Annotated in this window: 11 protein-coding genes; 5 read left to right on the top strand and 6 right to left on the bottom strand. The window is 71.8% G+C overall.

Going from position 1 to position 11,901, the window contains the following annotated elements; translation table 11 throughout:
- Positions 1-36 precede the first annotated feature (36 nt).
- Both OP04_RS49900 and OP04_RS49905 read right to left on the bottom strand, forming a co-directional pair.
- Positions 37-825, bottom strand: coding sequence for a class I SAM-dependent methyltransferase (locus OP04_RS49900; protein ID WP_051798497.1), 789 nt, complete (start codon positions 823-825; stop codon positions 37-39).
- Complete coding sequence (locus tag OP04_RS49905) at positions 822-1,466, bottom strand: TetR/AcrR family transcriptional regulator (RefSeq protein ID WP_051798521.1); 645 nt, start codon at positions 1,464-1,466, stop codon at positions 822-824. Before OP04_RS49905 ends, OP04_RS49900 begins: the two co-directional genes overlap by 4 nt.
- Positions 1,467-1,934: 468 nt before the next feature.
- Between OP04_RS49905 and OP04_RS21370 the strand changes: the two genes are divergently transcribed.
- Positions 1,935-2,621 carry a response regulator transcription factor gene (locus OP04_RS21370; RefSeq protein ID WP_198153922.1) on the top strand — a complete coding sequence of 229 codons (687 nt, stop codon included), beginning with the start codon at positions 1,935-1,937 and terminating at the stop codon, positions 2,619-2,621.
- Positions 2,621-4,360: a sensor histidine kinase gene (locus OP04_RS21375; RefSeq protein WP_051798523.1), complete on the top strand. Its 1,740-nt coding sequence runs from the start codon at positions 2,621-2,623 to the stop codon at positions 4,358-4,360. Before OP04_RS21370 ends, OP04_RS21375 begins: the two co-directional genes overlap by 1 nt.
- A 148-nt stretch (positions 4,361-4,508) precedes the next feature.
- On the opposite strand, the gene OP04_RS21380 is transcribed toward OP04_RS21375, so the two are convergent.
- A complete protein-coding gene (locus OP04_RS21380; protein WP_033341531.1) occupies positions 4,509-5,126 on the bottom strand; it encodes a TetR/AcrR family transcriptional regulator in 618 nt (205 codons plus the stop codon).
- Positions 5,127-5,183: 57 nt separating this feature from the next.
- Between OP04_RS21380 and OP04_RS21385 the strand changes: the two genes are divergently transcribed.
- Positions 5,184-6,566 (top strand): FAD-dependent monooxygenase, encoded by a 1,383-nt coding sequence (locus OP04_RS21385; RefSeq protein ID WP_033341532.1) that lies wholly within the window; start codon positions 5,184-5,186, stop codon positions 6,564-6,566.
- 72 nt (positions 6,567-6,638) lie between these two features.
- Positions 6,639-7,604 carry a phosphotriesterase family protein gene (locus OP04_RS21390; protein WP_033341533.1) on the top strand — a complete coding sequence of 322 codons (966 nt, stop codon included), beginning with the start codon at positions 6,639-6,641 and terminating at the stop codon, positions 7,602-7,604.
- On the opposite strand, the gene OP04_RS21395 is transcribed toward OP04_RS21390, so the two are convergent.
- The 3 genes from OP04_RS21395 to OP04_RS21405 all read right to left on the bottom strand — a co-directional run bounded on the left by OP04_RS21395 (position 7,601) and on the right by OP04_RS21405 (position 10,566).
- Positions 7,601-8,512, bottom strand: a complete 912-nt coding sequence (locus OP04_RS21395; protein WP_033341534.1) for an AraC family transcriptional regulator — start codon at positions 8,510-8,512, stop codon at positions 7,601-7,603. The genes OP04_RS21390 and OP04_RS21395 overlap by 4 nt on opposite strands.
- Positions 8,513-8,679: 167 nt before the next feature.
- Complete coding sequence (locus tag OP04_RS21400) at positions 8,680-9,534, bottom strand: aldo/keto reductase (RefSeq protein WP_033341535.1); 855 nt, start codon at positions 9,532-9,534, stop codon at positions 8,680-8,682.
- A 69-nt stretch (positions 9,535-9,603) separates the two neighbouring features.
- Positions 9,604-10,566, bottom strand: a complete 963-nt coding sequence (locus OP04_RS21405; RefSeq protein ID WP_033341536.1) for a helix-turn-helix domain-containing protein — start codon at positions 10,564-10,566, stop codon at positions 9,604-9,606.
- A gap of 55 nt (positions 10,567-10,621) precedes the next feature.
- Here OP04_RS21405 and OP04_RS21410 point away from each other — a divergent pair, with 55 nt between their 5' ends.
- Complete coding sequence (locus tag OP04_RS21410) at positions 10,622-11,824, top strand: MFS transporter (RefSeq protein WP_051798525.1); 1,203 nt, start codon at positions 10,622-10,624, stop codon at positions 11,822-11,824.
- Positions 11,825-11,901: the final 77 nt, after the last annotated feature.

The raw sequence follows: 11,901 nt of genomic DNA on the forward strand, positions 1-11,901 counted from the left end.
CTGGGCTGATTGCACAGTGGTGGCAACAGTGACGCCCTACCGCGGAACGTGGCCGACCACGATGTTGACCCGGGCGCGCACCCGCAGCTCAGCCGACGAGTCGTTGCGCCGGACCTCCTCGGCCAGCGCCACCCGCAGTCGCTCGTGCTGCGCGGGGGACAGGTCGTGCGGGTAGTCGGGGTGGTTCAGGAACAGGGTGTGCATCTCGTCGAGGGCGCGCTCCGGCTCCGGCAGCACGTAGTCGATCTCGAACGGCTCGCTGGACGCCTCCGTGCAGCCGGCGCCGCGCAGCGCACGTTCCAGATCCGCGCCCTCCAGAAAGCCGAACCCCCACGTACCGATCGGGGGCAGGTCGCCGAGTCGCGCGGCCGCGCGCGAGAGCAGCGTGAACATCGGGCCGCCCATCGGGTCCGCCCAGTGCGCGGCCACGACGACGCCGCCCGGCCTGGTCACCCGGCGCATCTCGGCGAGCGCACCGGCCACGCCGTCGCCGAAGAAGAAGATGCCGAACATGGAGAACGCCGCGTCGAAGGTGTCGTCGGGAAACGTCAGCGCGGTGGCGTCCATGACCTCGACCGTCGACTCCGGATACGGCGCGAGCGCGGTCCCGAGCGCGGCCAGCATCTGTTCCGCCAGGTCGATGGCGTGGACCCGGTGCCCGGCCTCGGCGGCCGGCAACGCGAGCGCGCCGAGGCCGGCCGCCACGTCGAGCACCCGGCTGTGCGGCGCGAGGCCGGCCCGGCGCAGCGCCACCGCGGTCACCTTCCTCGACATCGGGTCCACCCACGTGCGGTAGGCGTCGAGCATCACGTCGAACGCGGTCATGACGTTCCTTCTCTCAGAATTTTCGCGGGGCGGACGAGGGCGTGCGTGAGCTGCCGGGTCAGGAACGCCTGCTCGATCTCCGGGGACTCCCAGGTGATCGACGACCGCTGCTCCCACGACTGCACGCCCAGGTAGAACCAGAACACGTCGACCGCGCTGCGCGGGCTCACCTCCGGCAGCAGCGCGCCGAGCGCCCGGAGGCGCTCGACGATCCGGCCGAACCGCTCGCGGGACAGCCGCTCGGCCTCGGTCGCGAGCGCGGCGACCGAGGGCTCGACCCGCGCGGCGTCCTTCAGCAGCGCCAGCAGCGGATAGGTGCCGCGCTGCACCAGGAGCACGCCCGCGACCAGCCGCGCGATCACGTCGGCCGGATCGGTCGCCCGCTCCACGGCGGCGAACACGTCCTCCACCTCGGGATGGTGGACGTTGCGCTCCATCAGCCGCAGCACCAGATCGGGCTTGCTCCCGACGGACGCGTAGATCGTCGCCGTCGTCACCCCCGCGGATCTCGCGACGTCCACGATCGACGCTCCCGCGTATCCGCGCGCGGTGAACAGCGCCAGGGCCGCGTCGAGGACGGCCTCGCGGGTAGCGGCCGCTGCAGCGTCCCGCCGCGGCGAACTGTATTGACGAGCGGTCATGCCGACACCCTAGCAAATTCACTAGGCACCCTGTCAATTGACTTGATTGACCGTAAGGCGAATTAAGATCAAGATCAAATTCTGGATTTCCCACGTCGCGGTGGTGGCGGTCCGCATGCTCCCGCGGGCACCGGTCGTCGCTGGCGCTCCTCCCTTCCGCTGCCGCGGGTGGCTGGGCTCAACCCAAACCCCCGCCCGCGCGCCAGCCTCGGGCACCCCTTCCCGTGATCAGGGCGTCCCTCATGTTGCTGGAACGGCATTGGGGGACGCCCCGATCATGGAAGGGCGGCGCGCGCGAGGGTGGGACGCGCCTCGCGCAACGTGAGTGCGGCGGGGGTTGCGTGCTCTTCCCCGCGCCGCGCGGAACCGGCTCCGATGCCGGGAGGCAAGCGGAGCGCCAGCGGAGGCTTGGCGGACGGCGAGGTTTGCCCGCGGGAGCAACGCTGCCGCACCACGCCGGAAGCGGGCGTGTCATTGGGGGCAGCGCTGCGTGTGGTGATCGCCGAGGACTCGGGCTTGCTGAGGGAACTGCTGGCCCGTCTGCTGACCGAGAACGGCATGGTCGTCTGTGGACAGGCGGGTTCGCTGCCCGAGTTGCTCGCGATCGTGGACGCCGATCCGCCGGACCTGGTGATCTCCGACATCCGGATGCCGCCCACGTTCCGTGACGAGGGGATCGAGGCGGCCGCGCAGATCCGGGACCGGCACCCCGGGGCGGGTCTGCTGATTCTCACGCACTATCCGGACGCGGCGTACGCGGTCAGGCTGCTCAAGATCGCCGATCGGGCCGTCGGCTACATCGTCAAGGACCGGGTGCAGGACACCGTGCGTTTCCTCGAGGCGGCCAGGTGGGTCGCGGCCGGGGAGACCGTGATCGACTCGCACGTGGTGCAGGAGGTCTTCCGCCGGCCGCGGCTGGCCAACCCGCTGGACCAGCTCGCCCCCTCGGAACGGCAGATCCTGGCCCTGATCGCCGAGGGTCGTTCCAACTCCGCCATCGCGACGCACCTGAGCTACAGCGTCAAGACGGTCGAGAAGCGGGTGACGTCGATCGGGCAGACGCTGGGGCTGCCGTCGGTGGAGGACGGTGGCCGCAGCGACGTCAACCTGAGGGTGCTGGCGGTGCTGGCCTACCTGCGGCAGACGCAGCCCTGATGACCGGCCGACCGGCCGCGGACCCGGGGCGACGGTGGTGGCTCGGTCCGCGCACGGCCGTCGCGGTGGGATGCGTGCTGGCCGTGGCCGCGCAGTGGCCGGTGGTGCCGTACCGGCCGGTGCTGGCGGTCGCCGGTGGTCTCGTGGGCGTGCTCTACATGCTGACCGGCGCGCTGCTCGGTGCCGAGGACGATCAGCGCGCCAACGGGCGCCTGTTCGTCCTGGCGGGTCTCGCGTGGGCCGGGGTCGGGCTGGAGCACTGGGGTTCGGTGCCGCTGAAGCTGGCCGGGTGGTTGTGCGGCGGGCCGTTCACGATCGTCGCGCTGACCGTCCTGTTGCGATATCCGGGGGAGCGGCTCGCGCACCGGTACCAGCGTGTGTTCGTGGTGCTCGCGTTCGTGTGGATCGAGGCGTCCAGCGTGGCCGTCGCGGCGACGAAGGGCATCCCGATCCACGGCAGGGAGCCGACGCTGCTGTTCGGCGGTCCGGCCAGCCCGCGGACGGGCCTGCTCGTCGAGGCGATCAGCCGGGCGGGCTACGTCGTCATCGCGCTGACCGCGGTCGGTCTGCTGGGCGTACGACTGGCCCGTGCCAGGGGCCTGCAGCGCCGTGCGCTCACGCCGGTGCTGGTGGCGGCCATCGCCGCGGTTGCCGAGATAGGTGCCCGCCGGTTCGCGCTCGCGCTGTCCGACGGCCGTGTCCTGGGGATGCTGCTGCAACTGGTCGAGCCGCTGGCGTTGATCGCCGTCCCGGCGGGTTTCCTGGCCGCGGCGCTGCAGCGGCGGCTGGCCCGCGCGGCGGTCGCGGACATGGTGCTGTCGCTGACCCGGCCCGGCGGCGGCGGGGACGTCCTGGTCGCGCTGCGCACCGCGTTGCACGACCCGGCCCTGCGGATCCTCTACCGGGTCGACGACGGCTACCGTCGCGCCGACGGCACGCCCGACGATGCCGTCGGGGCTGTGGGCGACCGCCTCATCGTGTCCAGCAGCGGCGACCCGTTGGCGCTGGTACGGATGGACGCCACGCTCGCACGGCATGACGCGTCCATTGTCGACGCGGCGCTGAGCGCGGCGATGCTCGCGCTGGAGAACGCGCGTCTTCAGGCAAGTATCCGGGCGCAACTGGTGGAGGTGGACGCGTCCCGTCACCGGATCGTCGAGGCGGGGCTCGCGGAACGGCGCCGGCTCGAACAGAACCTGCACGACGGGGCGCAGCAACGACTGTTCGCGTTGTCGATGCAGCTGTCCGTCCTGCGGAAGGCGGTGGGCGAGGCCGAGGCCGGGCGCCTGGTCGACGACGCGCGCGCCACGCTGCGGGACGCGACCCGCGAGTTGCGGGAGCTCGCCCACGGCTTGCATCCGGCGATCCTGACCCAGATGGGGCTCGGCGCGGCCCTGGAGTCCGTCGCGGGGCGCTTCCCGTTGCCCGTCCTTCTCACGATCCCCGAGAGCCGCTGGCCCGAGGCGGTGGAGCTGACGGCGTACTTCGTGGCCTGTGAGGCGATCACCAACGCCGTCAGGCATGCCGAGGCCACCCACGTGTCCGTGACGGTCGCGGAGGAGGGCGGCCGGCTGCGGCTGCGGGTGTGCGACGACGGCGTGGGCGGGGCGCACCGTCCCGGACACGGCCTGACCGGCATCCGTGACCGGGTCGCCGCGGCGGGCGGGTCCTGGAGTCTCGACGGCCCGCCCGGCGAGGGGACGACGGTCACGGTGACGCTGCCGCTGGCTCAGCGATGACGTCGCGACGGTGTTCCCGCGTCAGAACCGGAACCGCACGATCCGGCCGGACCGGGTGAAGGCCGGCAACAGGTGCAGGAGCCGGTAGACGCGGCGAGTCGTTCATCGGCGCCTCGTCTTCCGGGCGCCGACGAGCTCGCCGCCGGCACTATCGCGGCAGGGGAGTGCTGAGCGCCATCAGTCCGCCGTGGATGAACGTGGTCATCGTGTCGATCATCGTGTCCTCGGTGAGCTGCGGCTGCCCGCCCGGGGGACTCCACCAGGTGGAGGCGAACGACCACATCAGGTTCGTCATCATCGAGGCGGCGACGATCGGGTCCACGCGCAGGTCCAGCCGGCTCAGGTGGCCTGCCAGGTGTTCCAGGTCCGGGGCGAGCATCTCCTGCTGGCGGCGGGCGAAGGTCTCGTCGACGGTCGCGGCCTGTTGCAGCGCGATCATCACGGTCCGGTGCTCGCGGTAGGCGCGGACGAACGCGGTGACGTGCCAGCGCACGGCGTCGCGGTCGCGGAAGTCGTCGGGGTGGCCGGTGCCGGCGTCGGCGACGACCTCGTCGCTCTGGGCGAGGAGGCGGGACAGGAGCGCTTCGAGCAGCTTCTCCTTGCTGGCGAAGTGCTTGTAGAACATCCCGGCGGAGCGGCCGGCCTCGGCGGTGATGTCGACGATCTTGGCGTTCAGGTAGCCGGTGCGCGCGAAGACCCGGATCGCCGCGGCCTGCAGCTCGGCCTCGGTCTGGGCGGCCTGCTGCTTCCGTATGCCGCTGCCCACCGCGTTCTCCCCCCGCCCGATCTTGACAGGACCCTACATCGTTCTTACAGTGAATTCATGTTCAATGAATCGAGATTTACCGTAATCGTGGGTGCCGGGCCGACCGGGCTGACGCTGGCGCGCCAGCTGCAACGCCACGGGGTGCCGTTCCGGATCATCGAGAAGGCGCCGGCGCTGTTCGAGGGCTCGCGCGGCAAGGGCTTGCAGCCGCGGACGCTGGAGGTGCTCGACGACCTCGGCCTGATCGAGGACTTCCTGGCCGCGGGCGGGCCGTACCCGCCGATGCTGATCCACCTGCCCGGCGGCGGCACCATGGAACGGCGGATGGACGAGATCAAGGAACCGTCCGCGAGCGTGCCGTACCCGAACATGCTGATGGTCCCGCAGTGGCGCACCGGGGAGCTGCTGGCGCGGGGCGTGCCGGTCGAGTTCGGCGTCGGGCTCGACACGCTGATCCAGGACGACGACGGCGTACACCTGCGGCTCGACAACGGCGAAAAGATCACCGCACGGTACGTCGTCGGCGCGGACGGCGCCCGCAGCACCGTGCGCAAGGCGCTGGGCGTGCCCTTCGACGGCGAGACCCAGGAGGACGAGCAGCTGTTCCTCGCCGACGTGAAGCTCACCGGGCTGGACCGGGAGAGCTGGCACGTCTGGCCGGGCCCGGACGGCACCTCGATGCGGCTCGCGCTGTGCCCGCTCGCCGGCACCGACGACTTCCAGCTCACCTCGCCGGACATGGACTCCTCCGTGGAACAGCTGCTGGCCGCGGCCGACCCGTCCGTCACGGTCACGCACGTCGGCTGGACCTCGCGCTGGCGCGCCAACGTGCGCCTGGCGCAGCGCTTCCGGGTCGGCAACGTCTTCCTGGCCGGCGACGCCGCCCACGTGCACCCGCCGACCGGCGGGCAGGGCCTGAACACCGGGATTCAGGACGCGTACAACCTCGGCTGGAAGCTCGCGACCGGCGACGACGCGATCCTGGACAGCTACGAGGCGGAACGGCTGCCGGTCGCCGCGGCCGTGCTCGGCATCAGCACCCGGCTCTACCAGCGCCTGGCCGACCGGCAGCAGGACGCGATGCGCCGCGACGATCCCGCGCTGCAGCAGCTGGCGCTGTCCTATAGCGCCGCCGACGACCGCGTGGAGAAGGGCGTGCTCCGGGCCGGCGATCGCGCGCCGGATGCCCCGCTGGCCGAAGGCCGGATCTTCGACCTGCTCCGCGGCCCGCACTTCACGCTGCTCGCGGTCGACTGGGACGGCGACCTGCCCGACGTGGGGGTTCCGGCCCACCGCGTGGACGAGGCCCGCGACGTGTACGACGGCGAGGGCCCGCGCCTCTACCTCATCCGGCCCGACAACTACATCGCCTGCGTGACGTCGGAGCCCGCGGAGGTCGCCACGGCCGCTGTTCGCTCCGGCGCAAGCGGTGTGCGCTGAGGCGAAAGCGCCTGCCGCCACGTCCGGCCAGGGTCGAGGAGGAACAGAAACACCCTGTGGAAGGACCGGAAAGTGACATCAGTCGACACCGTTCGTGGGCCGGTTCCGGTCGGCGAACTCGGGACCGTGCTCATGCACGAGCACGTCTTCGTGATCAGCGATGAGTTCCGGCGGGCCGCGCCGGAGACGTGGGACGAGGACGAGCGCGTCGCGGATGCCGTACAACGGCTGAAGGCGCTCGCCGCGACCGGCGTCACGACGATCGCCGACCCGACCGTGATCGGCCTCGGCCGCGACGTCGCCCGCATCGCGCGGGTGAACGCGCAGGTCGACCTGAACATCATCGTGGCCGCCGGCGTCTACACGCTCTCCGACATCCCGGACCACCTGCGCTATCACGGCCCGAACACGCTGCTGGGCGGGCCGGAGCCGATGGTCGAGCTGTTCGTCCGGGAGCTCACCGAGGGCATCGCGGGCACGGGCATCCGGGCCGCGTTCCTGAAGTGCGCGATCGAGGACCGGCTGACCCCGGCCGTGGAGCGGGTGATGCGGGCCACGGCCGCGGCCGCCGTACGCACGGGCGCGCCGATCACCGTGCACACCAACCCGGGCGCCGGCACCGGGCTGGTCGCGCAGGAGGTGCTGCGCAGCGCGGGCGTGGACCTGAGCACGGTGGTGATCGGGCACAGCGGGGACAGCACCGACCTGGACTACCTGCGCCGGGTCGCCGACAACGGCTCCTACCTGGGCATGGACCGTTTCGGGCTGGACGTGCTGCTGCCCGGCGACCAGCGGGTGGAGACCGTGGCGGCACTCGCCCGGGAGGGCTACGCCGACCGGATGGTGCTGTCGCACGACGCGTCCTGCCACATCGACTGGTTCCCGCCGGGCGTCCGCGAGCAGGCGCTCCCCAACTGGCACTACGGCCACCTGCACGAGGTCGTGCTGCCGGCGCTGCGCGCAGCCGGCGTGACCCGGGAGCAGCTCACCACGATGCTGGTGGACAACCCCCGCCGGTACTTCACCAGGGCGAGCTAGGACCGCGCGTCGCGGGGCGCGACACCGAACTCGGCACGGAACGCGGTCGTGAACGACGCGTGGCTGCCGAAACCGCAGGCGCGGGCGATGCCGGCGATCGAGGTCCGCGACCAGGAAGCGCTGGCCAGCCGGGAGCGGGCGAGCAGCAGCCGCTCCCGGCGGATCAGGTCGCGGGGCGTGGTGCCGGCGTCCCGCAGCACCTGCTGAAGGTAGCGGGGCGACCAGCCCAGCGCGCGGGCGACGGCGGTGACGTCGAGGCCGGGCTCGGCGGCGTGCTGCCGGACGTACTGCCGGATCTCGGTCTCGACGAGGGTGCGCCGGTCGGCCGGGGCGGAGTCGCTGCCGCCCTCCGCGGCCAGGCACACCAGGTCGAGGAGGCGGTCGCAGGCCAGGTCGAAGGCCGCGCCGGAGAGCAGGTCGTGTTCCTGGTGGATGCTGGTGATCAGCTGCCGGACGACGCGGCCCAGGCCGGTGCCGGCCTCGATCCGCCGGGTGCCGTTGGTCAGCGCGCGGCTGCGGCCCGCGATCGCCTCCTCGGGCACGATCAGCGCGATGGACTGGAAGTCGTCCCGGTGGGTGAAGGTCAGCGGGCGGTCCAGATCGCACAGCACCATCGCGTCCGGGCCGAGCTGGGCGGCCGCCCGGTCCTGCTCCATGCCGGCGCTGCCGGTGAGCGGGACCAGCAGCTCGAAACGGCCGCGCGGGTCGGCACGGATGTGCCGGGACTGGCGGCTCACGAACTGCCGGCCACCCCCGCAGAGCGCCAGACCGTACGCGCGGGTCCGGCGCACCTCGAGGCGGCTGGACCACGGCGCGTCCCGGTCCGGCACGGTGATCCGCATGGCACCGTGCAGCTCCGCGAACGCATCCTGCCAATCACTCACCGAGGTGGTCGCCGTGGAGGTCACGCGCCATCGTAACGACACCGCCCACCTCACCTCGGAGCCCGCGATCCGCTGATCCGTGGCCTCAGGCGGCCGGGAGGTCATGCCCGGCCCAGAACGCCGACGAGTCGCAGCCGGCGAGGCCCAGGGCGGGCAGCCCGATCAGCAGGCTGCGGCGTCGCGGTCCGCCGTCAGTCGGCACGGCGGCCGCCCAGCCAGGTGACCTTCTCGGGGTCGCGGTGGTCGAAGAAGAGGGTCGCGCCGGTGTCGAGGGCGGTGATGGCGGTCAGGTCGTCGTCGGTGAGCGCGAAGTCGAAGACGTCGAGGTTCTCGGCCATTCGTTCCGGGTGTACGGACTTGGGGATGACCACGACGTTGCGTTGGATCAGCCAGCGCAGCACGACCTGCGCGACGGATTTGTCGTGCGCGGCTGCGATCCCGGTCAGGATCGGGTTGGTGAACAGGTCGTTCTTGCCTTCGGCGAACGGTCCCCAGGATTCGATCTGGACGCCGTGCTCGCTCATTAGCCGCTGATAGTCGGCGCGTTGGAAGAACGGGTGGGTCTCGATCTGGTTGACGGCCGGGGTGATGTCGTTGTGCTGGATGAGGTCCACGAGGCGGTCGGGGTAGAAGTTGGATACGCCGATCGCCCTGATCAGGCCCTCGCCGTGCAGTTTTTCCATGGCGTGCCAGGAGCTGTAGTAGTCGCCGAGCGGCTGGTGGATCAGGTACAGGTCGAGGTGGTCGAGGCCGAGGCGCTGCAGGGACCTGTCGAATTCGCGTCGGGCGGTGTCCTGGCCGGTGTGCTGGATCCGCATCTTGGTGGTGATGAACAGTTCGTCGCGTGGGATGCCGCTCTTGGCGATCGCGCGGCCGACGGCCTCCTCGTTGCCGTAGGAGGCGGCGGTGTCGATGGCGCGGTAGCCGGCCGCGAGAGCGTCCGTGACGACCTGCTCGGTCTGCGCGTCAGGGACCTGGAAGACCCCGAAGCCGAGCACGGGCATCTGGACACCGTTGTTGAGCGTGATCAGGCGATTTGCGGGCATGACCCCAGCAAACGCCACCGCGGCGTCCGGAGGAAGTTTCTGCTGAAAGGGGTTCCGGCAGGGACTCCCTCACGAGGATGAAGAGCTGGTGAGGGACTCGCCGAGGTCGCTGCGGTAGTAGAGGACGCTGCGGCCGTAGCGGGCGCTGTTGAGGAGGCCGGCGCGGGCCAGCAGGCGGAGGTGCTGGTTGACGGCGGACGTGGTGACGTGGAGGCGGAGCGCGAGTTCGGTGGAGGAGGCGGGCTCGCCGAGCGCGGCCAGCAGCGCGGCACGGGCGGGGCCGAGCAGGTCGCGGACGGCGCCGGCGTCGGGGGTGGTGGCAGCGGACCACATCGCGCCCTGGCCGCGCGCGGGGTAGATGATCGTCGGCGGGAGCGTGTCGTCGGCCGGGATGCAGATCCGGTTGACGAACATGGAGGGCAGCAGCGTCACGCCCTCGCCGCGGATCTGTCGCGAGCCGGTCATGCCCGAGGCCAGGCGCACGTCGAGGTGCCGACCGTCGAAGGTGACCCGAGGGGACAGGCCGCCGAGTGCGGTGCCGAGGCCGGCGCCGGCCGCGACCCGGCCGCGGTAGAGGATGTCGGCCTCCATCACCGCGCGCATGCGGGCCCAGGACGGTGCGAAGCACAGCCGCCACATCGCGGTCAGCGCGTCGATCATCCGGTGTACGACCGTGGCGTGGTCGCCGCGGAACACGTCCGGGACGGTGCCGTGCACGCGTTCCAGGTCGGCGCGCAGGCGTTCCGGGGTGATCAGGGCGAGCGCGGCCAGCTCGTCGTCGATGACGGTCAGCGGTGAGGCGGGGCGCGGGTTGACGAAGTCGGCCACCCAGCGGCGGTCGTCGACCAGCGCGTGCAGCGGCGCGAGGTCGAGCAGCGGCAGGACCGGCGCGATCCGGTCCATCCAGGGGCGTTGCAGCGGGTACGCCTCCGGGAACCGCAGTGCGCGCAGGCCCATGCCCAGCTCGCCGAGCGGGGAGATGCCGAACCGGATCGCGGTCACGTCGGACGGCTCCAGCACATACCTGATCATGTAGCCATATGCTACATCGATTGGCCTCAGGGCGGCGGTCCGGCAGAACTGAGCCGTGACCATCACCATGCTCGTCCGGGACGATCCCGCGCTGCGCCGTCTGCTCACCGTGACCGCGGTCGACACGGTCGGCCGGGGCGCGTTCTTCACGCTCACCTCGCTCTACCTGATCGGCATCGTGGGCCTCCCGGCCGTGACGGTCGGGCTCGGGCTGACCGTGGCCGGCGGCGTGGGCGTGCTCAGCTCGCTGGGCTTCGGGCATCTCGCGGACCGGTGGAGTTCCCGGCGTCTGCTGGTCGCGCTGCACGTGGTCCAGGGCGCCGCGCTGACCGCCTACGTGCTGGTCCGGGACCTGCCGACGCTGATCGTCGTCGCCTCGCTGGTGGTGCTGGCGCAGCAGGGCGGCGCGTCGGTGCGCTCCGCCGCGATCGGGCGCGCGTTCCCGGGGGAGGATCGGGTGCGGGTCCGGGCGCTGATGCGCACGGTCACCAACGCGGGGATCGCGGCCGGCACCGCGTGCGCCGCGATCCCGCTCGCGATCGGCACCGCGGGCGCCTACCGGGTGACGATGGTCGCGGCGGGCGCGCTCTTCCTGAGCTCGGCGGTGCTGCTGCTCGGCCTGCCCGGCGAGCGGGTCGACGCACGCCCCGGGCCGAGAGCGGTGGCCGGACCGGGTGCTTCCGGGCCGTACCGTGACACAAAGTTTTTGATCTTGACTGTGCTTCACGGGATCTTCGGGATGCAGTTCGGTCTGTTCGAGATCGCGGTGCCGCTGTGGGTCGTGCACCACACTGCGGCGCCGGACGTGCTGGTCTCACCGCTGCTGCTGCTCAACACCGGCCTGGTGATCGCGCTGCAGGTGCGGCTCAGCCGCGGCACGTCCGACCTGCGCGGGGCGGCCCGCGTGATGACCTGGGCGGGCTGGCTGATGGCGCTGGCCTGTCTGCTGTGGGCGGTCGCGGGCGAGCTGCCCGGGTTCGTGGCGGTGCTCGTGCTGCTGGCCGCCGCGGCCGCGCACACGCTCGCCGAGATCACCTCCAGCGCGGCGAGCTGGACCATCAGCTTCGAGCTGGCGCCGGCGGACGCGATCGGCGCGTATCAGGGGGTGTACGGCACCGGGTTCGCACTCGGCGCGATGGCCGCGCCGGTGGTGGTGACCGCGACCGCGATCGACCTGGGCGCGCCGGGGTGGGGACTGCTCGGGGCGATGTTCCTGGCGGCGGCGCTGGCGACAAGGTTCGTCATCGTGCGGGGATGAGGAAGGCGATCCCGGCCGATTCACCGCTCCGGCCAGGGAGGGAACCGTAAACTGGACAGCATTCCGGGTCATGGCGC

The organism is Catenuloplanes japonicus (assembly GCF_000717135.1).
In the GTDB taxonomy this organism is placed as follows: domain Bacteria; phylum Actinomycetota; class Actinomycetes; order Mycobacteriales; family Micromonosporaceae; genus Catenuloplanes; species Catenuloplanes japonicus.